Raw genomic sequence first — 23942 nt, 5'->3', positions numbered from 1 at the left:
GGTGCGCGCTAGGCTGCCGCCTTCACGACCTTGTTCGCGGCCAGGTCCCACGTCGTGGCTGCCGTGCCTTCCTTGGTGGCGTCGTCCTTCTGCGCGGTGAGTTCCCACTTGATCTTCGTGAAGTTCAGCGAGAGGGTTTCCACGGGCTTGCCACCCGCGCCGCCCGACACGCTCACGTTGCTCAGCACGACATTGTTCAGCGTATAGGTGATGAACGGCATGATCTTGCCGTCGCTTTCGGCGGCGTTGCGGCCCACCACGATGGTCGCGCTCGCAATGGCCTTGCCGGAGCAGCAATATTCGTTGAGCGTGGGCGTGGCGACGTCGACGAACTTCGTCACGGTGAATTCGCCGAGATGGGGCTTGCCCGAGGTGCGCTCCGAGTTGCTGACGTCGTTAGTGACCTGCATCGCCACATTGTGGCTGTACGACATCAACTCGATCTTGTCGGCATAGCCTTCGAGCGTGCACTCGCCTTTGATGTCGCTGCCCAGGTCGAGAATGATCGAATCCATGGTTTGCTGCTCCCGAAGCAGTAGAGAACCGCGCGGGCCGCGTGCGCGGCGCCAGGCGCGTTCAGGGACCAGGGGCGCTCACGCGCCGCCTGGCCGTCGTTTGTTCATCGAATCGCTTTCTTCTGCGGGTGGATCAGGCGGCTGCCGGCGGCGGCAGCGTCGCCACGAGCCGGATCGAGGCGGTGAGTTCCTCGAGCTGGAAGTGCGGCCGCAGGAACACCGTCGCGCGATACGCGCCGGGCTTGCCCGGCACATCTGTCACGTCCACGCGCGCCTCGCGCAGCGGATACTGGGCCTTGATTTCCTGTGGCGCGTTGTCGTTCACGAGCACGTAGTCGGCAATCCACGTGTTGAGATAGGCGCGCACGTTATCGCGCGTCATGAAGCTGCCGACCTTGTCGCGCATGATCGCCTTGATGTAGTGCGCAAAGCGCGACGCCGCGAGGATATACGGCAGCATGGCGGAAATGCGCGCGTTCGCGGTGGCCTCGGGCGTGTTGTAGAGCGCCGGCTTGCAGGCGGTCTGGCCGCCGAAGAACACCGCGAGCCCTTCGTTCTTCTTGTGCACGAGCGCGATGAAGCCGAGCGAGTCGAGTTCCTTTTCGCGGCGGTCGGTGATCGCCACTTCCGTCGGGCACTTCATGGCCTTGTCGCCCGAAGCCGTCTGGAAGATATGGTCCGGCAAGCGCTCGACCGCGCCGCCGCCTTCCACGCCGCGAATCGCGGCGCACCAGCTGTACTGTGCGAACGCGTTGGTGATGCGCTGCGCCAGCGCGTAGGCGGAGTTGCCCCACAGATACTTCGAGTGGTCGGTGCCGTCCACATCCTCGAAGAAGTTCATGCCTTCCACCGGATTGCTGTCCGGATGATAAGGACGCCGCATCAGGATGTGCGGGAGCGTGAGCGCGACATAGCGCGAGTCTTCGCTCTTGCGGAATTCGCGCCAGCGGGCCATGTCGATGGTCTCGAAGACCTTGGAGAGATCGCGCGGCACACCCAGCTCCGTGAAGCTCGACATGTCGAACAGCTGCGGGTGCGCCGCCGAAATGAACGGCGCGTGCGCGGCGGCAGCCACAGAGGCGAGCTTCTCGAGCAGGCTCACGTCGGGCGTCTGGCGCGTGAAGTAGTAGTCGCCTACCAGCACGCTGAACGGAAAACCGCCGAACGTGCCGTATTCCTCCTCGTAGATCTTCTTGAAGAGCGCGCTCGTGTCGACGTCGATGGCCTTCTCGAGATCGTTTTGCAGGTCTTTCTTCGAAGCGTTCAGGAGGCGCAGTTTCAGGCGCGTGCCCGTTTCGGAGCCCTTCACGAGAAAGTGCAGCCCGCGCCACGACGACTCCAGCGCCTGCATGTCGGGGTGATGCAGCACTTCGTTGAGCTGCTCGCTGATCAGCTCGTCGATCTTGCGGATGTGATCGTTGATCATCGCCACGGTGTCGCGGCTGATGGTCATGTTCTTGTCGAGCACCTGCAGCGCGAACTCGGCGAGCAGCTCGCGCGCGTGCTGCTGCTGCTCCTCGTATTGCGCCATGCGTCCTTCGTGCACGATGCGGTCGAGCAGCGTGACCGTACCCGCCTGCGCGGTCGCGGCGGCCTGAATGTCGGACATGATCGTCTCCTCGCGTTGGGCTTAGCTGGCCGGCGTGTCACTGGAAGGGCTGGCGGGTGCAGCGGCGTCGCCCGCGGGCGGCGGCAGCTGCGCTGTCGGCGTGTCCTGCGGGTGCGCCGAACGGATTTCGCTCAGCCCCTTCGGGTCATGCACCACTTCCTGGAGCAGCTTGTCCAGTTCGTCGTTGCCGTCGAGCTTGGTGAGGAGGTCGCGCAGGCGCAGCCGCGCGTCGTAGAGCTGTTTGAGCGGGCCGATCTGCTGGACGATGCTCACAGGATCGAAGTCGTCGATGTGCTCGAACTTCAGCTCGACGTTGATCTTGCTGCCGTCGGCGGCGAGCGTGTTGTCGACCTGCAGCGTCGCGCGCGGCCCGATCGACTTCATCACGTCGTTGAAATTGTCGCGGTCGATGTCGACGAAGCGGCGCTCCGTCATTTTCGGCAACGGCTCGACAGGCTTGCCGGACAGGTCGGCAAGAATGCCCACGACGAGCGGCAGCTCGCGCTTTTCGATGGCATTGCCCGTTTCGACGTCGTACGTGATCTGGACACGCGGCGGTCGGTTCCGTTCGAACCAGTGCTGGGTACTGTCGGCCATGGTCACCTCGGTGGCGGTCGTTCTTCTATTGCATTGTGTAACGGGAGAGATGCGCGTTTGTCGTCAATCTGCCCTTTTCAGGATGCATTTTCTTTAAGACGACAATGCCCCGCAAAACGTAATTAAACGATTGCCAGGTGCATTCCCGGTCCTTCAGAAAAAACACAGCTAAAGCATGCCCCGGATTCGTCAGACGAGAGCATTCACGGCGTCAAGCGTTCGCGCTGCGTGCGGCTTCAACTTGTCCTTCGTCGCGCACGTCGTGAAGATAGACGGTCACGACTTTAGGACAGTAAACGCGGAATTTCAAAGTATATTTACGGCGCATAGACCCATTTCCTTTCAAGTTTATTTACGCATTGTTTTTGAATTGATCGAGTAAAAAATCGTTATTGCAATGTCGTGTGGGGCGCTTGTAGACTACGCGCGAAACAGCTTGCGCAGCAGAACATGCGTCTTGATTAGAAATACGAACTAGCATGGACTCTCCTGCGCGCGGGCAGGAGGCATCGCGGACAAGAGGCGACGCACACAATGGGGATGGCGCAGTGATCACCACGTTATTCGCCGGCGCGTCGCGCGCCGCGAAGCCGTACGGCTGGCGTGCCGCCGCGCTGGCGTTCGCGCTCGCGCAGGTGCTCGCGGCGTGTTCGTCGCTGCCCAAGGTACAGGTAGATACCCTGGCCATTGCCGTTTCCACTCAGGCGAATCAGGACACGCCCATTGCCGTGGACGCCGTGCTCGTGCGCAATCAGCAACTGCTCGACGCATTGCTCGGCCTGCCTTCGGCGAAGTGGTTCGCGCAGCGCGATCAATGGCGCCGCGATCATCCCGAGGACATCACGATCGTGTCGTTCGAAGTCGTGCCGGGCCAGCAGGTCGCGGCGGCGCCGTTTCCGTTTGGCGGCAAGCGGGGCGCAGGCGTGGTGGTGTTTGCCGACTACCAGACACCGGGCGCGCACCGCGTGAGGCTCGACACGGGGCCCGCTCACGCGCTGCTGCTGCTCGGCGACCAGGATCTGAGCGTGCAGGCGGCGCATTGAGCAACGAGACCGTGTGACGCCACGGTGTCACACGACGGTGTCACGCAGCGGCGCGGCAACACTGAGCGACGAAACGTTTAGCAATAGAAAGCAAACACATCATGCGAACTTCGTTTCCCGATCCGGTCTGCTGGTTCGACGGCATGCCCTTGCTGCCGCAGCATTTCCAGACCCAGGCGCTGCACGCGGCGGGGCATGCCGCGTTGCTCGCCGGCGCCGCGCGCGCGCACTACTGGGGCGTGCTCTCGCTGGAGCACGACGCCGCCGGGCTCGCCCAGGGGCTCGTGCGCATCAGCGCGCTGGAGGCAATCCTGGCCGACGGCCTCGCGATCCGCCACACGCCGCACGATCCCGTGCTGGAAATCGACGTGAGCCACGCGTTCAGCGCGCCGGACGAGGAGGTCACGATCTATCTCGCGGTGCCGCCGCTGTATCGCGGCGGGCAACTCGATCCGCAGGCCGGGCGCTACACCCAGCGCGAGAGTCCCGACGTTCCCGATCTCGTCTCGGGCGGCGAGCCGGCTTCGATCACGACGTGGACGCCGCGCCTGCATCTCATGACGGACCTCGGCCGTCACGAATTCGACCGCTTGCCGCTCATGCGCGTGCGGCAGCAGGGCGGCGGCGTGGCGATTGCGGACTATGCGCCGCCGTGTCCGTTCGTGCGCGCCGACTCGGTGCTCGGTCAACGTGTGATGCAGCTGCTGCTGCGCGTGCGCGAAAAATGCGTGTTCCTGGCGGGGCGTCTGCAGGCGGCGCAACGCGCGGAAGAGCGCGACGATTCCGTCCAGATCGAGCGCCAGCTTTGCGCGCTCTGGAGCCGCCTGCCCGAAGTGGAGGCGACGCTCGTCACCGGCATCGCGCATCCCGCCGAACTGTACCGCGCCGTTGCGGGCATGACGGGCGCGCTCGCGGCGCTGCGGCCCGCGCGCGGCGTGCCTGCCTTCGCGACGTTCGATTACATGGCGCTGCTCGCGTCGTTCGATCCGCTGCTCGCGTGGGCGGACGAAGCGCTCGCGACCATTCGCCAGGGGTATCGCGTGCGCGCGTTCACCGAGGAGGGCGGCAGCTTCTGGATCGCGCCGCCGTTCGAGAGCGGCGGCAACGTGGCGCGTGAACTCGTGATCGGTTTGCGCATGCCGCCCGACGCGGGCGAGCACGACGCGAGCGTGTGGCTCGATCATGCCGTCGTCGCGTCGCGGCCCTACGTGCCCACGCTCGCGCGCCAGCGCATGCGCGGCCTCGCGCGCCGGCGGCTCGCGCGCGAGGAGCGCGCAGCCTATGCGACGGGCGACGACACGACGCTCTTCGCGGTGGCCGTGGAGGATGCGTGGTTCGACCGCGCGCAGCCGTTGTGCATCGAGGTCCGCACGACCGTGCCGGGCCGCGCGCCCTGGGCCGTGCAACTCTTCACGCCCACGGGCGACGCCGACGACGACGCACGCCAGCCGGGAGCCGATCATGCTTGATCCCAGCGACCCGAATGACGAGCGCCTGCCGCTCATGCGCGCGTTCGTCGTGGCGTTCGCGTTCGCGGAGAACGCGCGCCTGCGCGCGGTCGCACTGGCGGCGACTGCAGCCAGCGCCGCCAACGCCGCGAGCACAGAGACGTCCGCCGATCCCCAGCGCGATGCCGACGCGCTCGCCACGCAGCTGCAGTCCGCCACACGCAAGCTCGCGCGCGACGCGATGGCCTGGACCGGCGCGGCCGGCGAAGCGGACATCGCCGCCGCGCAGTACGCCTATGTCGCGCTGCTCGACGAATTGCTGCTGTTTTCGGCGTGGAATGGCGCGAGCGCGTGGGAAACGCATCCGCTCGAAGCGCGTATTTTTGGCACGCGCGCGGCGGGCGAGCGCATTCCGGCCGCCATCGAAACCTTGCTCGCGCAGCGCGATCCGGCGCAGCGCGATCTCGCCAACGTCTATCTCGCCTGCCTCACGCTAGGCTTTCGAGGCCGCCTGCGCGGCGAGGCGGGCGCCTTGCGTCACGATCAGTTGCGCCACGCGCTGTTCGCGTTCGCCATGCAGCGCGACCCCGAGCCCGACCGGCTCGGCGCGCCGCTCGAACGCGCCGCGCTGGCGCCGCGCGAAACCCGTCCGCTCACGCAGATGTTTCCAGACCGCGCACGCCTCGCGCTTTTCGTGGGCGGCGGATTCGCGGTGCTGCTCGGCATCTCGCAGCTGCTGTGGCTCTACGCGACGGCGCCCGTGCGGCCATCGCTCGAACAGTTCGAGACGGTGTCGATGGCGCAAGGGCGTCCCGCGCAGGCGAGCCATACGAGCACCACGGGCATGGTGCTGCCGCGCGCACGGACGGTGCGCAGGCTGCGGCCAGCGCCTCCGCCCGCCGATGTGCAGGCGATGCCGCGGACTCAGGACATCCCAGCGGGGCCGACGGTCGCTGCTGCGCCGCCCGCCACGCTCGCGCTCGCGGCACGGCGCATCGTCACGGTGAGCGCGCAGAACGCCGCTGAAGCCGGCGAAGACAGCGAAGACCGCCCTGACGACAAGCCACGCGGAGCACGGCCATGACGACCACACTCGTAGTCGTCCTGATCGTCCTCATCGCGCTGTTGATCGTGGGGCTCGCGGCCGTGCTCGTCGTGCGCTGGCTGCGCGGGCGCGACGAACGCCGGCCGCTGCGCAACTTCTCCGCCATGATGCGCACGGCGCACAACGCGATGGGCGTGCGCGATCCGTACTCGGTGCCGCGCGTGCTGGCCACGGGCGCACCCGCGGCGCTCGACGCGCTGGCGCTCAGCTGGCGTCTCTCGCCCGTTGGCGAGCCGGCGTGGTTCGGCAGGCTCTGGCACGACGCCGAAGGCATCCTGATCGCGGAGCCCGGCGACTCGCTCGGCGCGCGGGCGGCCGCCGAGCGCCGGCGCGGCTCGACCGGCGGGCGTTTGCTGCGCGGTTTGCTGCGCAACCGGCCGGGCCGACCGCTCGACGCGCTCGTGTGGGTGATCGCGCTCGATACGCTCGTCGACGAAAACGGAACCGCGCGCGCGGACACCGACGCAGCGCTCGAAGCCTCGCGCACGGTGCTCGCGCTGCAGCGTCAACTGGGCCAGATGCTGCCGCTCTACGTGGTGGTGACGGGCTGCGACGCGCTGCCGGGCTTCGATGCGCTCGCGACCCGTCTGCGCCGTGAGCGCATCGAGACGCCGCTGGGCTGGGCCTCGCCGTATGCACCGCGGCGCGCCTTCGAACCCGCGTGGGTAGACGAAGCCTTCGCCGACATGAGCCGCGCGCTCGCGGCGACGGTCACCGAAATGGGCACGCTCGACGGCGCGCTGGACGGCGACGTGTTCCTGCTGCCTCAACGCCTCGACACCCTGCGCGAGCCGTTGCGCGAGCACATCGAGCCCACCTTGCGCGGCGCCGCCGACGGCACCGCGCCGCTCATGCGCGGCATCTGGTGCGTCGGAGCGATGCCGCAAGCACAGGAGCGCGAGGAGCCCGCCATCACGAACGCGGCGCGCAGCGAGGCGCGCGCCGCGCCGGCCTTCGCGTCGCGTCTCTGGCACGACCTGCTGATGCCGGGGCAGGGACTCGCACTCGCCATTCCGCGCGTGCTCGCGCTGCGCATGCGGCGCTACCGCATCGCCACGTTCGCGGCGATCGCGCTGGGCGTGTGCTGGTGCGTGGGCCTCGGCGTGACGACCTGGCACGTGCGCAGCGATGCACGGGCGCTCGCGAGCAGCTACGATGCGCTCGCGCTTGCCAGCGTCGCCTGGCACGAAGCGGGCGCGAGCAGCAGCGAAACGGCGGCGGCGAACGCGCTGGGCAGCGCCGCGAACGCCTTCGTCAAGGTGCCGCGCTGGCAGCTCGCCACGCCGTTCATGCCGCTCTCGTATTTCGGCCTGCGCCGCCGGCTCGACGACGCGCAATACCACGTGTTGAGCGGGCTCGTGTTCACACCGCTGCGCGCGCGGCTCGTCAGCCGTCTCGCCGAACTGAACTGTGACGGCGCCACCGGGTCGGGCGACAACGCGAGCCTCGCGGCCGCCGCGCGGCGCCCCCAGGACCTGCCCGAGTACACCCAGGGCACACGGCTCGTCACCAACGCGGCGCAGACCGAGCGGCTGATCACGAACTACAACGAGCTGGTGGAACGCGATTCGGGCAACACCGTCATGCTTGCGCAACTCATGCGCGGCGCGGTGGGCGTGAGCTTTTCGCCCGATCACGTGGCCGACCGTACGGGGCTGGACGACGCCGTGCGCGCGACCGCGGTGGAAGGCGGCGAGCTGTCGTTCGACGGCACCGAGGCGCGCGCCGCGCACGCGCGGGCGAGCGTGTGCTTCGAGGAAACCTTCGATCGCTGGTTCGACGCCATTTATCAGGACTCCTCGCTCACGACGAACGCCGCGCAAATCCAGGCCATGCTCGCCGATCTCAAGGCACCCGGTGCCGTGCCGACCACCGCGTCGCTCTCCGAACTGGCCACGCGCATCGACACGCTCGCAACCCAGGTCGACACCGCGGACCACGGCTGGGCGGGCACGCACGGCCAGGAACTCGTGCCGGGACTCACGGCGACCTTCGACACCGCGAAGGGGCTGCGCCTGATCGGCGCGACGCCGGTGGCGAGCGTGCTGGATCACGAACAGAGCGAACAAAGCGCGTTCGCGGCGCGGTGGCTCGCAAGCGGCAACCTGCCTGGCGTGCTGGCCTCCAATCCCACCACAGGGCTGCAACTGGCACCGGACCTGCTGCCGCTGCGCGACGCGTTGCGCACGCTGCTCGGCCAGTCGTTCGTCGCGGGCGAAGGCAATGCGACGGCCGAAATTCGCGGTGTGGATGCCGACTCGGCGCAGCGCGCACTGGCGATCCTGCCCGCCTACAAGCAATACTCCGCCGGACTTCTCGCGCAGGCGCCCGAAGCGTGGCGCGGCGCGCTGCTCGCCGCGGCCGGCAACGCGACCGTGCACAGCATGGTGGCCGCGCTGTCGGCACCCGTTGCGACAGCGGCAACATCGGCGGGCGGGGCGCGCAACGTCGCCTACGCGCCGCAGACGCAAGGCGCGTCCTTCGACATGCTGCGCAAGAACGCGACCGATCTCGTGGAAGCGTTCGACTCGCTCGGCCGCGCGGATCTCGCGCAAGCCGTTGCCCTGCGCGTGAGCGACGCCGCGCTGGACGTGCTGCGCTCGACCGATGTCCAGTTGCAATCGCTGGAACCGTTTCGGCCGCTGCGCGGCGACTTTTCGGCGTGGAACGGCAACGCCGGCGGTTCGATGCGCGCATTCGGCGCCGCCACGCCCGAAGCGCTGCAAACCTACCTTGCCGCGCAGTCGAGCGCGGTGGCGGACACGGCCACGCTCGCGTCGAGCGCGCTCGACTGGCTGAGCACACAGAACCCGCCGCTTTCCACCGCCGACGCACGGCTCGTGGCGCGCTGGAAGGCGCTCTTCGCGGACCTCGCGCAATACCGCGCGCGCAGCCCGGCGAGCGCGCTGGTGGCGGTGCCGTCGATCATCTCCTACCAGCTCGACAAGATGGACCTCGACACGTGCAGCGCCTCGCTCGCGCAGGTGGACGTGCCGGGCTCGGGCGACATCGTCGCGAGCGCGGGCATGCGGCTCGTCTCATCGGCGCGAGAGCGCTGCTACCGGCTGCAGATCGGCACCGGCGGCGAGGCCTACGAACAGCTGCGCAACTATTTCGCACGCTACCTGGCCGGCCGCTTTCCGTTCTCCGCGGATGCGAACGCGCAGGCCGCCGACCTGCGGCAGACGGCGGCCTTCGTCGCGCTGCTCGACGCGAAGCTCGCGGACGCGCAACGCGGCATGAGCGCCGCGGCCGCGAGCGGCGGCCCGCAAGCGGGCGTGCAGCAGTTTCTGGCGAAGCTCGCGCGCGCGAAACCGTGGCTCGACGCGCTGGTGGCGCGCGGTGCGGACGGGGCGCTCGTGGGCGTGGACGTGGCGGTCGATTGGCGCATCGATCGCGCCGACGAAGCCGGTGCGGACCAGGTGATCCAGTGGTCGCTGGCAAGCGGCAGCCAGACGCTCGCCTGGCCGGCCACGGCGGGCACGCCGCTGCGCTGGGCGCCGGGCCAGCCTGCCGCGCTGAGCCTGCGCTGGGCGAAGGACGGCCCGTGGCGGCCCATGCAGGACGCGTCGCAGCCGACGCTCTCGGTCGACGGCGAAGCGGCCACATGGGCGGCAAACGACACGTGGGCGCTATTACGCCTCGTGCGCCTGCACGCGGTGCCGGACGACGGCGTGGATACCGGCACGGGCGCGGGCAACGCGCGCATGGTGCTGAACGTGCCGGTGCGCGACCGCAACGGCGGCACGCAGACGGCGCGCATGTTCATGCGGGTGGGCATGACGGGCGCGTCGAAAACGGCGCTCGCGTGGCCCGACCTGCCGTACGCGGCGCCGGGCTACAGCGCATACGGCACGCCTGCGGTCACCTATGGACCGGATCCGTCGAGCACCCAGGCGGGGCGCGGATGAACCCGGCATTCGACATCGAAGCACTCGTTCAACCGATACCGGGCGGCACGCCGGCCGGCGTCTCGCTGCTGCACGACGCCGCCTTCGACGCGATCAAGGCGGCGCGCCGCGAGGACGATCCGGCGTTGCCCGCGGGCATCTGGCAAACCACGCTCAAGGTCGCCGACTGGGCCGCTGTCGAAGCGGGCTGTGAGGACCTCCTCGCGCGCCGTAGCAAGGACTTGACGCTCGCCGCATGGCTCGGCGAGAGCTGGCTGCATCGATACGGATGTGTTGCCTTGCCGGATTGCTTCGCCCTGCTGAGCGAATTGTGTGCGCGCTATTGGGACGACATTCATCCGTTGCCGCGCGACGGCGACCTGGGCTTTCGGGCTGCGCCGCTCGCGTGGGTTGCGCAGCAGTATCCGACCTTGCTTGGCGGGCGGATCGCGTTGTGCGCGGGGCCTGATGGATCTGCGTTGACGCTTGCGCGCTGGCAGGGTGCGCAGCGCGAGGCGGTGGCGGTGAAGGACCGCAAGGATGTGCCGGCCGCGAAACGCGAGGAGGCCGCACGCGTGGCGCTGGCGTTGGCTCAGGTCGCGCATGCGGCGGAGCCTGCCGCGTTGCGCGATCAGTTGCAGGCGCTGCGTGCCGCTCGCGCGCCCATCGCGAAACTCGATGCGTGGTGCACACAGCGGCTCGGCGCGGAGGCGCCGTCGTTCGGAGCGCTGCTGGAGACGTTGGAGCGCATGGAGAGTGTGCTGCGTGACTGGCTCACGACGCATCCCGAGTGGGAGGACGTACCGATGGTTGAAGTCGCAACGATTCAGGAGCCGGCGGCGGTCGAGCCTGCAGCGGGTCAGGTGGCTGCGGCGGGTGCGGTGCTGGAGCCGGCTGGGCCGAGGAGGCTCGATGCGCCGCAGTCGCGTGATGAGGCGTATCGGTTGCTCGCCATTGTTGCCGAGTACCTCATGCGCTATGAGCCGCATAGTCCTGTGCCATATATGCTCAAACGGGCGCTTGACTGGGGTGGGAAGCCGTTGCCCGAGCTGCTCGCTGAACTGATGGCCGGTGAGCGGGGCAGGGCGTTGGGGGCGGCGCTTGGGTTGCTGCCTGAGGGCGGCGAAACGTAGGTGTGTTTTTTTTGTTTTTTTCTGACACCGACTGGGCATGCTTGTTTTCGCGTCGGTATGCAGGCTGCCCCGCACAGGGGCAACGCCTGCATACCGACGCGAAAACAAGGAAAGGCCAAGGTGGCCTTTAACCCCGCCAGGCCTCCCCCTCAGGGAAATGATACTTATCAAGCGATCCAGCGATCATCTCAATGCTATACCCAGGCTTCTGCGGCGGCATATACCGCCCATTCCGAATCACAACAGGATCAACAAAATGCTCATGCAAATGATCCACATACTCGAGAACCCGATTCTCGAGCGAAGCCGAAACACACAAATAATCGAACAGCGAAATATGCTGCACATACTCACACAGCCCAACGCCACCGGCATGGGGACAAACGGGCACACCAAACTTCGCCGCCATCAGCAGCACGACGATGACTTCGTTAAGTCCACCTAACCGACAGGCATCCACCTGACAAAAATCGATCGCCTGCGCCTGCAACAACTGCTTGAACATCACACGATTGTGACAATGCTCGCCAGTGGCAACCCCAATCGCCCCCAACCGCCGGCGAATCTCCGCATGGCCGAGAATATCGTCGGGGCTCGTCGGCTCCTCGATCCACCACGGATCGAACTCCGCGAGCCGCCGCATGTTCGCCACCGCTTCGTCCACATCCCACACCTGGTTGGCGTCCATCATCAGCTTCAAGTTCTCGCCGATCTCCTCGCGCAGAATGCGTGCGCGCCGCACGTCCTCGTCGAGATTGCCGCCCACTTTCTGCTTGAAATGCGTCCAGCCCAGCGCGACGCCTTCCCGCGCGAGGCGCCGGATCTTGTCGTCGTCGTAGCCCAGCCAGCCGGCCGAGGTCGTATAGGCGGGATAGCCCTGCGCGAGCATTTCCGCTTCGCGCGCGCCCTTGGTCTTCGCGTGGCGATGCAGGATGGCCAACGCTTCGTAAGGCGTGATCGCATCGGTCACGTAGCGAAAATCGAGGCAGCGCACGAGTTCCTCGGGACTCATGTCCGCGAGCAGTTTCCATACAGGCTTGCCAACCGATTTGGCCCACAGGTCCCACACCGCATTCACGACCGCCGCCGTAGCCAGATGAATCGCGCCCTTGTCCGGCCCGATCCAGCGCAACTGGCTATCCGAAGTGAACGCGCGCCAAAAGGCGCCCATGTTCGCGGTAATGTCTTCGAGCCGCTTGCCGACGATGAGCGGCACCAGCGCATTGACCGCCGTCACGCAGATTTCATTGCCGCGCCCGATGGTGAACGTGAGCCCGTGCCCCGTGAATTGGTCTGGAGAATCGGTTTCGAGCGTGACGTAAGTGGCGGAGTAGTCCGGCGCGGCGTTCATGGCGTCGGAACCGTCGAGCGAACGCGAAGTGGGAAAGCGGATATCGCGAACGGACAGGCTGCTGATCGTGGTCATTCGAACTCCCTTCTAAAGGGACGGCTTTCGGGTAGGGGAAAACCAGGCGTTTGCACGCGTTGACAACGTTGAATCTGCTACCTAGCATGCTAGCATGTCTTCTCAAAATCAAGCGCGCCGTGAACTCTTCATCCGAAGTGGCGAGTGTCGCCGGCAATCCTTATGTCGCACTGCAAAAGATTAGGGGCGGCGAGCGCGGCAGCCTGACCGATGCCGTCGAGCACGCACTGAGAGAAGCGATCGTGACGCTCGCGCTGGAACCCGGAATGATGATCGACAAGATGGCGGTCTGCGAACGCATGGGCGTGTCGCGCTTTCCGGTTTCCGCCGCGCTGGCGAAGCTCGCGCATGCGGGTCTCGTCGAAGTTTTGCCGCAGCGCGGCACGCGCGTCAAACCGATCGCGCTCGACGACATCCGCCAGCATCTGTTCATTCGCAGCGCGCTCGAAGTCGAAACGGTGCGCGGCGTCGCGCGCATGAAGGATCGCGCCACGATCGACGCATTGGCCGCCAATCTCGACGAGCAGCGCAAGGTCGCCGGCAATGGCCAGCGTCTCGTGTTTCACGAGCTCGATCTGGCGTTTCATGAAATCCTGCTCGACGCGGTGAACCTGCCACGCGTGAAAGAGATCGTCGCGGTGTCGCGCAACGCGCTGGACCGCGCGAGGCAATTGCTGGCGAGTCCCGAGCGTCTCGTGCACACGCTCGAGGAGCACGAACGCATCTTCGAGGCCATTCGCGCCGGCCGTGCCGACGCAGCGGCAAAAGCAATGCACGACCATCTCGATCAGGTGATCGAGGAATTGCGCCGGTCCGCGAAAGAACGGCCGGATCTCTTTGCACCTTGAGCACGTTGGCCTTACGTCGAGCAACGCCCGTCCTTCAACCCCTTTGTGCAGCGCTGCAAGCCACGCCGCGCACGCAGTCAAGAGGCCCCGGTAATGTGTCTGGCTTTTCTTCGCGGATCAGCGCCATGACGCCGCTCATTTCCGTCAACAAGCTGAGCAAGAGTTTTCCCGGCGTGAGAGCGCTTCACGAAGTGCAATTCGAGCTCATGGCGGGCGAGGTGCACGCGCTGATGGGCGAGAACGGCGCGGGCAAGTCGACCTTGATGAAGATTCTCGCGGGCGTGTATACGCGAGATTCGGGCGACATTCTCTACGACGGCCAGCCCGTAGCGTTCGCGAGTCCGGGCGAGGCCCAGGCCGTGGGCATCGGCATCATTCATCAGGAACTCCAGCTGATGAATCATTTGACCGTCGCGCAGAACATGTTCATCGGCCGCGAACCGCGCGGACGTCTCGGGCTCTTTCTCGACGAAGACAAGCTCAATGCGCAGGCCCGCGCGATTCTCGCCCGCATGCACGTGCAGCTCGACCCGCGCAAGGTGGTCGGCTCACTTACGGTCGCGAGCCAGCAGATGGTCGAGATCGCCAAGGCGCTGTCGTTCGATTCGCGCGTGCTGATCATGGACGAGCCGACTTCCGCGCTCAACGACGCGGAAATTGCCGAGCTTTTCCGCATCATTCGCCAGTTGAAAGAGCGGGGCGTGGGGATCGTCTACATCTCGCACAAGATGGATGAGCTCAAGCAGATCGCCGATCGCGTCACCGTGCTGCGCGACGGCGAGTACGTCGCCACCGTCGCCGCCGCCGATACGAGCGTGCAGGCCATCATCGGCATGATGGTCGGCAGAACGCTCGCCGATGTCGCCCCGTACCCGGGTCCGGCGCACCAGGGCGAAGTCGCGCTCGAAGTGAAGCATCTGAACGCGGGCCCGCTCGTGCGGGATGTGAGCTTCACGTTGCGCAAAGGCGAAATACTGGGCTTTGCGGGGCTCATGGGCGCGGGCCGCACCGAGGTCGCGCGCGCCGTGTTCGGCGCGGACCCGGTCGAATCTGGCGACGTCTTCGTGAAAGGCGCGAAGGTATCGATCAAAACGCCGAGCGACGCGGTCGCGCACAGCATCGGCTATCTCTCCGAGGACCGCAAACGCTTCGGTCTCGCGACCGGCATGGACGTCGAATCGAACATCGTGATGTCCAATCTCGGCAAATTCCTTTCGCTGAACGTGTTTCTGCGCCGCGTGCAAATCCGCAAGAGGGCGGCGCATTTCATCAGTCTGCTCGCCATTCGCACGCCTTCGGCCACGCAGCCGGTGCGTCTGCTGTCGGGCGGCAACCAGCAGAAGATCGTCATTGCGAAGTGGCTGGAGCGCGACTGCGACGTGCTTTTCTTCGACGAGCCCACGCGCGGCATCGACGTCGGCGCGAAGAGCGAGATCTACAAGCTGTTGCGCGCGCTCGCCGAACAAGGCAAGGCGATCGTGATGATCTCGTCGGAACTTCCGGAAATCCTGCGCATGAGCGACCGGATCGTAGTGATGTGCGAAGGCCGTATCACTGGCGAGCTCTCCGCCAGCGAGGCGACCCAGGAGCGCATCATGCATCTCGCGACCCAGCGCGAAACCCTGCAAGCGGCATGAGCCTCAAGAGGTCGAATCCATGACTATGCAATCGGATACTGCGGCGCTGGCCGACCAGAAACGGTCGTCCGGTTTGAAGGCGCGCATTTTCTCACCCACTGCGCTGCAGAAAATGCTCGCGTTCGCGAGCCTGATCCTGCTGCTGATCTTTTTCAGCTTCGCTTCGCCTGCCTTCATGCAGATGGACAATATCCTCGGCATTCTGCAGGCGACCGCCGTGAACGGCGTGCTCGCCATTGCCAGCACGTTCGTCATCATCACGGGGGGCATCGACTTGTCGGTCGGCACGCTGATGACCTTTACGGCGGTGATTTGCGGCGTGTTTCTGACCTACTGGCATTTGCCGATGTGGATCGGCGTGCTCGCCGCAATCGGCACAGGAGCGGTGTGCGGAACCATTTCGGGCACGCTCACGGCGAAGATGAAGATCCCGCCGTTCATCGCCACGCTCGGCATGATGCTACTGCTCAAGGGCCTTTCGCTCGTCGTCTCGTCCGACAAGCCGATCTATTTCAACGACACCGAAAACTTCTACATGATTTCGCAGGACTCGCTGATCGGCTATTTCCTGCCCAGCGTGCCCGTACCGAACGCCGTGCTGATCCTGTTCGTGCTCGCCATCGTGAGTTCGATCACGCTGAACCGCACGGCGCTCGGGCGCTATACGTTCGCGCTCGGCAGCAACGAAGAGGCCGTGCGGCTTTCCGGCGTGAACGTCGATCGGTGGAAGATCGCGATTTATGGCCTCGGCGGCGCGATTTGCGGCATTGCAGGGCTCCTGATCGCGTCGCGCCTGAACTCGGCGCAACCGGCGCTCGGCCAGGGCTACGAGCTGGAAGCCATCGCGGCGGTGGTGATCGGCGGTACGTCGCTGAGCGGCGGCTCGGGCACGATACTCGGCACCATCATCGGTGCGTTCATCATGAGCGTGCTGACCAACGGCCTGCGCATCATGTCGGTGGCGCAGGAATGGCAGATCGTGGTCACGGGTCTCATCATCATCCTCGCGGTTTACGCGGATATTCTGCGTCGCAAGAAGAGTCAATAGGGAGACGAAAGAAGCAGGAAAAGAACGGGGAGTAAAACAAGGCTCCCTCAACGGCTGGAGGTCTATGGCCCACCTTAGGAGGAGAAATGTCATGTTGAAAAGAAAACTGATCAGTGCCGTCATCGGAGTGGGCGCGCTCGTGGGCGCGTCCACCTTGGCCTATGCTGAGGAACCCTATATTCCGATCATTTCGAAGGGCTTTCAGCATCAGTTCTGGCAAGCCGTGAAATCCGGCGCGGAACAGTCGGCGAAGGCGAACAACGTCAGGATCACGTTCGAAGGCCCTGAAACCGAGGCCATGGTCGACAAGCAGATCGACATGCTTTCGGCCGCGCTTGCCAAGAAACCGCAGGCGCTCGGCATCGCCGCGCTCGACAGCAAGGCCGCCGTTCCGCTGCTCAAACGCGCGCAGTCGAGCAAGATCCCCGTGATCGCGTTCGACTCGGGCGTCGACAGCGATATTCCGCTCACGACCTGCGCCACGGACAACCTCGCCGCCGCCGCGCTCGCCGCTGACAAGATGGCGGAAATGATCGGCAATTCCGGCGAAGTCGGCGTGATCGTGCATGACCAGACCAGCCGCACGGGTATCGACCGGCGCGACGGCTTCCTCAACGAGATGAAGACGAAGCACCCGGGCATCAAGATCGTTTCCGTGCAGTACGGCGCGGGCGACCACCTGAAGTCGGCGGAAATCGCCAAGGCCATGATTCAGGCGAACCCGAACCTCAAGGGCATTTTCGGCGCCAATGAAGGCTCGGCGGAAGGCGCGGCGATCGGCGTGAAGGAGTCGGGCAAGAAGCTGGTGCTGATCGGCTACGACTCCGGCAAGGAGCAGAAGGAGGCCATCATGTCCGGCCTGATGGCGGGTGCGATTACGCAGAATCCGGTCGGCATCGGCAAGTGCGTCGTCGATTCCGCGGCGAAGGCGTTGAAGGGCGAAACGCTGCCCAAGAAGATCGACACGGGCTTCTATTGGTACGACAAGACCAATATGAGCGACCCGAAGATCGCGGCGGTGCTTTACGACTGACTTGTATGGGTGTGAGTCATGTGCAGGACGAAAGGAAGAGCCGCAGCGCTTCCTTTTCGTTTTGCGCGTCTGCCGCGCGCTTCACTCGGAAACCGCCGCCCCTGCCGGCGAGCGCCGGGAGGAACGCGAACCGTCTTTCGAAGCGAACACGTAGTAGGTCAGCGCGGTCGCGACGAGGCCGACCATCCACGAGACATCGGCGTCGCCGACGATCGATGCCAGCGGGCCGTGGAAAAAGCTTTCCGCCATGAACGGCACCTGCACCGCAATGCCGAAGAGGTAAATGGCGATGGCCTTGACGTTGAAGGCCCCGTACACGCCGCCGTGGCTGCTCACGATTTCCGCGACGCGATAGCGCCGGTTATTGATCAGATAGAAGTCGACCAGATTGATCGCGACCCAGGGCGCGAGCACGATGCGCATGGCAAAGATCGCCGACAGGAAGATCGCGATGAAATTGCTGGAGGCCCACAACGCCGTGACGGTAGAAGCGACCAGCAGGGCGGTCGAAAAGACGATGCGCACGGTGCTGCCCGGCACCCAGTCGGGGCGGAAGGTCTGCGCGGCGGTAATGAACGACAACACCCCGCCATACAGATTCATGCCGTTGTGGCCAATGATGTTGACGAGGAAGAGGAAGATCAGCACATAGCCGAACAGGCCCGTTTGCGTGCGGATGGCCTGCATGGCGTCGGTGGAATGGCCGGTGCTGACCGCGAGCACGCCGAAGAGAAACGCGAAGATCGTGCCGAGCGAGGTGCCGAAATACGTGAACGCGAAGGTCTTCGCAAAGCCCGCCGAGGTCGGCAGGTAGCGCGAATAATCGGACGTATAGGGCGCGAAGCTGATCTGCCAGACGGCGCACAGTCCGAACATCGCGAACCAGTTCGACACGTCGAAATGGCCCTGCTGCAGGATCTGCGCGTCGAGGCCGGGTGCCATCATGATCATGCCGATCAGGAGCGCGCCGCCCATGAACCACGCGCCAATCTTGTTGAAGCGGTGAATGAAGTGATAGCCGATCACGCCGACGAGCGTCGCGAGAATCGCGCCGAGCACCGTGCCTACCGGCACGGGCACCGCGGGCGCGGCGGTGTGGAGCGTCTTGCCCGCGAGGATGATGTTCGAGACGAAGAAGCCCAGATAGATCAGCGTGGTGAAGCTGACCACGAGCAGCGAGCCATAGCGGCCGAATTGCGCGCGGCTTTGAATCATCTGCGGCACGCCGACGAGCGGGCCTTGCGCAGAGGTGAGGGCGTGGAAAATGGCGCCGAAGAATTGCCCGGCGACGATGGCGAGAATCGCGCTCATCACGTCGAGGTGAAAAACCAGCACCGAAGTCGCGCCGGATATCACCGCAAGCGGCGCGACATTCGTGCAGAACCACAACGTGAACAGATCGGCTGGCTTGCCATGCCGATGCTCGGGAGCGACATACTCGATCGAGTTGCTTTCAATGGTCAGAACGCTGTTGTCGTTCGCCGGGTTTTTCATAGTGTCTCCATCTTTATTGCACAGGCCTAGCCACGCCACCAAAGTGGCGCGGCATCGCCTTGAACGGCTTTGCAGCAGTCTTGAATCGATACAGCGGGATGAGATCAGCGCATCACGAACGGATCGCTGATCGGCTCGTCCGAGGTACGCAGCCACACGGACTTCGTCGTCGTGTATTCGAGCGCGGCAGCCATGCCGCCCTCGCGGCCGTGCCCGGAAAGCCCGAAGCCGCCGAACGGCACGAGCGGCGACACTGCCCGATAGGTGTTGATCCAGACGATCCCCGAACGCACGCGCCGCGAAACGCGATGTGCGCGAGTGAGGTTGGTGGTGAAGATGCCCGCGGCGAGTCCGTAGGCGGTGCTGTTCGCCTTCTCGATGGCTTCCTGTTCGGAAGAGAACGTATCCACCGAAAGCACGGGGCCGAACAGCTCGGTCGTGATGCTGTCCGCGTGGCGCACACCCGTGCAGTCCAGAATCGTCGGCGCGTAGTAGTAGCCGTCACGCTCCAGCGCCTTGCCGCCCGCGAGCACCTTGGCCCCCTGGCTCACGGAGCTCGCGACGATCTTCTCGATGTTGCGCAGTTGCCTTTCGGTGCAGAGCGGCCCGTATTCCGTCGTCATCTCGTTGGGTGAGCCTACGCGAATGCGCGAGACGCGCTCGACGAGCAACTCGAGGAACTGCTCCTTGACGGACGCCTCGATCAGGAGACGCGAGCCCGCCACGCAGCTTTGGCCGCTTGCCGCGAAAATCGCCGCGACTTGCGCATTCACCGCGCTCTGGATATCGGTGTCGGCGAACACGATGAACGGCGACTTGCCGCCCAGTTCGAGCGAGACCTTGGCCAGATTGTTCGACGTGTTCCTGACGATATGCCGCGCGGTTTCGGGGCCGCCCGTGAAGGCGACCTTGTCGACCCTGGGATGGCTGCTGAGCACCGCGCCGCATTCCGGCCCGAAGCCGGTGATCACGTTGACGACGCCCGGCGGAAATCCGGCCTCGTGCACGAGCCTCGCGAATTCGAGCAGCGGGCCGGGCGCTTCCTCGGAAGCCTTCAGCACGACCGTGCAACCGGCGGCGAGCGCCGGCCCGACCTTCACGGCGGAAAGGAACAACTGGCTGTTCCATGGAACGATGGCGGCGACCACGCCGACGGGCTGCCGTTCGAGCCAGACCTGCATGTCCGGCTTGTCGACGGGGATGTGGCTGCCTTCGATCTTGTCGGCGATCCCCGCGTAGTAGCGGTAGTACTCGGCCACATAAGCGATCTGGCTCGACGTCTCGCGAATGATCTTGCCGGTGTCGTTCGTTTCAATTTCAGCGAGTCGCGGCGCAGCCTTTTCGACAAGCCCGGCCAGCTTGTGCAGCAGCTTGCCGCGCGCCGAGGCGGTGAGGCCGGCCCACGCGGAATCGGTCAGCCCGCGGCTGGCCGCCTCGACGGCACGGTTGACCTGCTCCGTGCGCGCTTCGGGCATTTGCGCCCACACTTTGCCCGTTGCCGGGTTCACGCTGCCAAACGTCGCGGCGCCCGGTTCGAACTGGCCGTCGATATACAGCTGAAAATGAAAATCCATGGAATCCGCCCCTTACCTGAATGCAGGCATGACGTCGTTGATCATGCGCTCCAGTGACGCCTTCTTGCGCTCGAAGCTCATGCCCGTATCGATCCAGAACGAGTACTCGTCGAAGCCGAGTTTCTCGTAGGCCCGCAGACGCCCGATCACTTCCTCGGGCGTGCCGATGACGTTGTTTCTGCGCATCGCCTCGGGCGTGTAGAACGGATGAGCGGCGATCTCTTCCTTCGTGAGCGGCTTGATCATGCCGCGGCTCACGGGCCGCTCGTTCTTGAACCACGCGCCGAAGTAGTTGTAGAACGTGTTCACCTCGTCGGCCGCGACCTGCGCGTCGTCTTCGCTGCTCGCCACATACGTGTGGCGCAGCAGCATGATTTGCGGGCGCGGCACGTTGCTGAACTTCTCGCACGCGGCGTTGAAGTGGCCGACGAGCTTCTCGACCTCTTCGTCGCCGAAATGCAGCGGCGTGACCTGCACGTTGCAACCGTTGGACACGGCAAATTCGTGGCTGTTCGGGTCGCGCGCGGCCACCCAGATCGGCGGATGCGGGCGCTGCAGCGGCAACGGCGACGACGTGGTCGCGGGGAATTTCCAGAACTCGCCTTCGTGCGCGTAATCGCCTTCCCACAGCTTTTTCACGGCCGGAATGAGTTCGCGCATGCGCTGGCCTGCGCCCCACGCGTCGAGCCCCGGCATCAGGCGTTCGTACTCGAACGAGTATGCGCCTCGCGCGATGCCCAGATCCAGACGGCCATTCGAGATGATGTCGGTCATCGCGGCTTCGCCGGCGAGCTTGATCGGGTGCCAGAAGGGCGCAATGACCGTGCCCGTGCCGAGTCTCACGTGCTTCGTCTTGTTGGCGAGGTCCGCGATGTTGAGGAACGGATTGGGCGCGATCGTGAAGTCCATGGCGTGGTGCTCGCCGGTCCAGATCGCATGCATGCCGCCGCGATCGGCGATCTGGCACAGTTCGACCATTTCGTCATACAACTGCTTCTGACTGGTCTGGTCGGAGACGCGCTCCATGTGAACGAAAAGGGAAAATCGCATGATGGAACCTTTCAGGAATGAAGCGGGCGGACTGTGCCGTTGCTATGGTCGCCGAAGTACATCCCGTAGCTCTTCAATTCGCTTTCCTTGCGGTAGCGCTGGAGCATGCTGGCGAGCGCGCTGTCCTGGAACGCTTGCGTTTGCACGTCTTCCAGGCTCACGAACTGGGCCGAGGCGTCGCCCGCCGCGGCGAGTTCGTCCGGTGCGCTGCACAGGAACGAGATGTACTGGTAATGAGTTTCGGTATTGTTGTAGACCGAATAAATGAAGCTTGCCGATGCGTCGGGCTGATACTTCGTGAAGATCTCGGCGAGCGCCTTGTCGGCGCCTTCCTTGCCGATCTCTTTCGAAGGCAGTGCCCATTTGCCGTCGGCGGTCTTCACGAGGAGCACCTTGTCCTCGCGCGCGATGATCGCGCTCACGATGACCTTCGGGCCCGCGATGACTTCCGCCGATACCTTCGCCGGCGTGAAATAGCCGCCCCGGTAGTAGCCGAGGCCCGCGAAGCCTGCCGAATGAAACGCCTCGACCCGGCCGACGATGAGCGCGTGATCGCCGGCGTCGATCACGGCGTGCGTCGTGCAGTCGAACCAGGCGCTCACGTCGCCGATGAGCGGGTTGCGGTTGGCGCTCAATTGCCAGTTCAGGTTGGCGAAGCGGTCGTCGCTCGGCCGCGCGAACGTGTTGGACAAATCCTTTTGCCCTTCCGCGAGGATGTTGATGGCGAAGTGGCCCGCGGTGGAAAACGTCTGGTAATTGCTCGACGTCTTCGCAATGCTCACCAGCAGCAAAGCGGGGTCGAGCGAAACGGACGAAAACGAATTGGCGGTGAAGCCGAGCGGCTTGCCGTCGTCCGTCGCGGTCGTCACGATCGTCACGCCCGTCATGAACGCGCCGAACGCGTCGCGCAGCTCGCGCGTGTTGATCTTCGCGGCTTGCGGGTTAACTACCTGGCTCGTGTCTTGGCTCATTTCACACTTCCACTTCGTGGTTTTCCGCCTGCGGCTCCGTTTGCAACCAGGCCCGCAGCGCGCGGTTGACTTCGTCAGGCGCGGTCAGGTTCACCATGTGGCGTTCGTTTTCGATCACCACGGCCGTGCCGTTGTGCGCGGCTTGCGCCATTTGTCTCGCCATCTCCGGCGTCGAGTTCGGATCGTCGGAGCCGGTCAGGACGAGGGCAGGGCAGCGAATCGTCTGCCAGCCGTCGGCATACACGTCGTCGCCGCCCGCAAACGCCGTATAGGCCGTGGCGTAGCCCGCGAGGTTCACCGACTTCAGCCACGACTCGACCTTTTGCGCCGCCACTTGCTGCGCTTCCTCGGCGTTGAACCAGCGCCGCAGCGGCGTATCCACGTCGATGGTGCCCGAGCGCAGCTCGGCGGCACGCTGCAGCACGGCCTCGCGTGCCTGCTCGGTGCGCCGGTACACACCGTTCAGGACTGCCACACGCCTGACCAGATCGGGGCGCGTGACCGCGACGCCCGCCGCGATCAGCGACCCCATCGAGTGTCCCGCCAGATTGACGGGGCCCGCATCGAGCGCCTCGATGAAACGCGTTGCCCACTCAACGAACTGCGGTAGGCCGGCGCCCGCTTCGAGCGCATCGCTTCGACCGTGGCCCGGCATGTCGACCGAGATCACGCGGAATTCGGCCGAGAGGCCTTCGATCTGTGGATACCACGCGCTCGCCTGCATGCCCACGCCGTGAATCAGGACGAGCGGTTCGCCCGCGCCTTGCTCCAGATAGTGCGCGACGCGCTTATTTGACAGCTGCAGGGTTCTTGACGTCATTTCCGAGCTCTGCGAGGTCTTGGTAGCGGTCGCCAATGCGGTGATGCGGACGGCCACCCGTTGCGGCGCCGATGGCGACCACGAGTTCGTCGGCGGCCGGCGCGTCGGCAATCGAGAACTGCAGCGTGAGGTAGTGCGAGCGGCGGCCTTCGTCGTTCTTGTCCATCATCGGGATGAGCAGCGGTGCATTGGCCGGGCCACGCGTGTTGTTGAACGCGAGATACGACTTCGCGCCCACTGCCGAGCGATAGATATTGCCGAAGTGCAGCGTGTGGATGAGCGCGGACGCATGCTCCAGTTCGCCCGCAAGACCGACGATGGCGCTCTTGCCGAACGCTTCGACCGCTTCGCCCGAACCGGCTTCGTCGATGATGAGCTTCGTGAGGTGCTCGCTCAGTTGCGGCGCGATTGCGCGAATCTCGGGCGAGAGGTCTTCCACGTAACCGCGGCCCGCCCACGGGTTCTTGATCACCGCGACCGCGCCGATCATCTTCAGCGGCTTCGCAGCGGCCTTGTCGCCGTCTACGAAGACGTTCTCGACATGGAGGATGGATTTGCGAATCAGGCTCATGGCAACTTCCTTCGTACGTTGATTGTGTGAAGCATTTTGGTATACCATGTTACGGCATGCCATTGGTGTTAACCCGATGGTATGCGGCGAGCCCCGTCTGCCAAGGGATTGCCGCTTGTTCGATATGAAT

General features: G+C 65.1%; 19 protein-coding genes. 9 read left to right on the top strand and 10 right to left on the bottom strand.

Annotated features, from left to right (window positions below; translation table 11 throughout):
* Positions 1-8: 8 nt before the first annotated feature.
* The 3 genes from AB4Y42_RS31690 to tssB form a co-directional block, all read right to left on the bottom strand.
* Complete coding sequence (locus AB4Y42_RS31690; protein ID WP_342925146.1) at positions 9-515, bottom strand: Hcp family type VI secretion system effector; 507 nt, start codon at positions 513-515, stop codon at positions 9-11.
* A gap of 133 nt (positions 516-648) precedes the next feature.
* Complete coding sequence (gene tssC / locus AB4Y42_RS31685) at positions 649-2124, bottom strand: type VI secretion system contractile sheath large subunit (RefSeq protein WP_069267983.1); 1476 nt, start codon at positions 2122-2124, stop codon at positions 649-651.
* A 21-nt stretch (positions 2125-2145) separates the two neighbouring features.
* Positions 2146-2721 (bottom strand): type VI secretion system contractile sheath small subunit, encoded by a 576-nt coding sequence (gene tssB, locus AB4Y42_RS31680; protein WP_342925147.1) that lies wholly within the window; start codon positions 2719-2721, stop codon positions 2146-2148.
* Positions 2722-3269: 548 nt separating this feature from the next.
* Here tssB and AB4Y42_RS31675 point away from each other — a divergent pair.
* The 5 genes from AB4Y42_RS31675 (at position 3270) to tssA (ending at position 11340) form a co-directional block, all read left to right on the top strand.
* Positions 3270-3764: a hypothetical protein gene (locus tag AB4Y42_RS31675; protein WP_368686841.1), complete on the top strand. Its 495-nt coding sequence runs from the start codon at positions 3270-3272 to the stop codon at positions 3762-3764.
* A 101-nt stretch (positions 3765-3865) separates the two neighbouring features.
* The gene (gene tssK / locus AB4Y42_RS31670) at positions 3866-5233 is read left to right on the top strand and encodes a type VI secretion system baseplate subunit TssK (RefSeq protein WP_368696377.1); all 1368 of its coding nucleotides are present in this window, start codon (positions 3866-3868) and stop codon (positions 5231-5233) included.
* Entirely contained in the window at positions 5226-6296 is a 1071-nt protein-coding gene (locus tag AB4Y42_RS31665; protein WP_368696376.1) for a DotU family type IV/VI secretion system protein, read from the top strand. The genes tssK and AB4Y42_RS31665 overlap by 8 nt, the downstream gene beginning before the upstream one ends.
* Positions 6293-10228, top strand: coding sequence for a type VI secretion system protein (locus tag AB4Y42_RS31660; RefSeq protein ID WP_368696375.1), 3936 nt, complete (start codon positions 6293-6295; stop codon positions 10226-10228). The genes AB4Y42_RS31665 and AB4Y42_RS31660 overlap by 4 nt, the downstream gene beginning before the upstream one ends.
* A complete protein-coding gene (tssA, locus tag AB4Y42_RS31655) occupies positions 10225-11340 on the top strand; it encodes a type VI secretion system protein TssA (RefSeq protein ID WP_368696374.1) in 1116 nt (371 codons plus the stop codon). Before AB4Y42_RS31660 ends, tssA begins: the two co-directional genes overlap by 4 nt.
* Before the next feature lie 127 nt (positions 11341-11467).
* Here tssA and AB4Y42_RS31650 read toward each other — a convergent pair whose 3' ends face one another.
* On the bottom strand, positions 11468-12766 hold the full coding sequence (locus AB4Y42_RS31650) for an L-fuconate dehydratase (protein ID WP_368686846.1): 1299 nt from the start codon (positions 12764-12766) through the stop codon (positions 11468-11470).
* An 86-nt stretch (positions 12767-12852) separates the two neighbouring features.
* Between AB4Y42_RS31650 and AB4Y42_RS31645 the strand changes: the two genes are divergently transcribed.
* From AB4Y42_RS31645 to AB4Y42_RS31630, 4 genes are all read left to right on the top strand, one after another.
* Positions 12853-13614: a GntR family transcriptional regulator gene (locus AB4Y42_RS31645; RefSeq protein WP_368696373.1), complete on the top strand. Its 762-nt coding sequence runs from the start codon at positions 12853-12855 to the stop codon at positions 13612-13614.
* Positions 13615-13739: 125 nt separating this feature from the next.
* Positions 13740-15251 (top strand): sugar ABC transporter ATP-binding protein, encoded by a 1512-nt coding sequence (locus tag AB4Y42_RS31640; protein ID WP_368696372.1) that lies wholly within the window; start codon positions 13740-13742, stop codon positions 15249-15251.
* A 19-nt stretch (positions 15252-15270) separates the two neighbouring features.
* Entirely contained in the window at positions 15271-16299 is a 1029-nt protein-coding gene (locus tag AB4Y42_RS31635) for an ABC transporter permease (RefSeq protein WP_368686848.1), read from the top strand.
* Between the two features lie 91 nt (positions 16300-16390).
* On the top strand, positions 16391-17332 hold the full coding sequence (locus AB4Y42_RS31630; RefSeq protein ID WP_368696371.1) for an ABC transporter substrate-binding protein: 942 nt from the start codon (positions 16391-16393) through the stop codon (positions 17330-17332).
* A gap of 81 nt (positions 17333-17413) precedes the next feature.
* Here the strand turns inward: AB4Y42_RS31630 and AB4Y42_RS31625 are convergent, their stop codons facing one another.
* The 6 genes from AB4Y42_RS31625 to AB4Y42_RS31600 all read right to left on the bottom strand — a co-directional run bounded on the left by AB4Y42_RS31625 (position 17414) and on the right by AB4Y42_RS31600 (position 23812).
* Entirely contained in the window at positions 17414-18826 is a 1413-nt protein-coding gene (locus AB4Y42_RS31625; RefSeq protein ID WP_368696370.1) for a cytosine permease, read from the bottom strand.
* Between the two features lie 104 nt (positions 18827-18930).
* Positions 18931-20400 carry an aldehyde dehydrogenase gene (locus AB4Y42_RS31620; protein WP_368696369.1) on the bottom strand — a complete coding sequence of 490 codons (1470 nt, stop codon included), beginning with the start codon at positions 20398-20400 and terminating at the stop codon, positions 18931-18933.
* 12 nt (positions 20401-20412) lie between these two features.
* On the bottom strand, positions 20413-21450 hold the full coding sequence (locus tag AB4Y42_RS31615; RefSeq protein ID WP_368696368.1) for an LLM class flavin-dependent oxidoreductase: 1038 nt from the start codon (positions 21448-21450) through the stop codon (positions 20413-20415).
* A gap of 11 nt (positions 21451-21461) precedes the next feature.
* Positions 21462-22421: a flavin reductase gene (locus AB4Y42_RS31610; protein WP_368696367.1), complete on the bottom strand. Its 960-nt coding sequence runs from the start codon at positions 22419-22421 to the stop codon at positions 21462-21464.
* Position 22422: 1 nt separating this feature from the next.
* The gene (locus tag AB4Y42_RS31605; protein ID WP_368696366.1) at positions 22423-23241 is read right to left on the bottom strand and encodes an alpha/beta fold hydrolase; all 819 of its coding nucleotides are present in this window, start codon (positions 23239-23241) and stop codon (positions 22423-22425) included.
* Positions 23210-23812 (bottom strand): amino acid synthesis family protein, encoded by a 603-nt coding sequence (locus AB4Y42_RS31600; protein WP_368686855.1) that lies wholly within the window; start codon positions 23810-23812, stop codon positions 23210-23212. Before AB4Y42_RS31600 ends, AB4Y42_RS31605 begins: the two co-directional genes overlap by 32 nt.
* Between the last annotated feature and the right edge of the window lie 130 nt (positions 23813-23942).

The organism is Paraburkholderia sp. EG286B (assembly GCF_040965655.1).
GTDB lineage: Bacteria > Pseudomonadota > Gammaproteobacteria > Burkholderiales > Burkholderiaceae > Paraburkholderia.
Note: the sequence above shows the minus strand (reverse complement) of the source record. Positions and strands in the feature narration are given on the sequence as shown.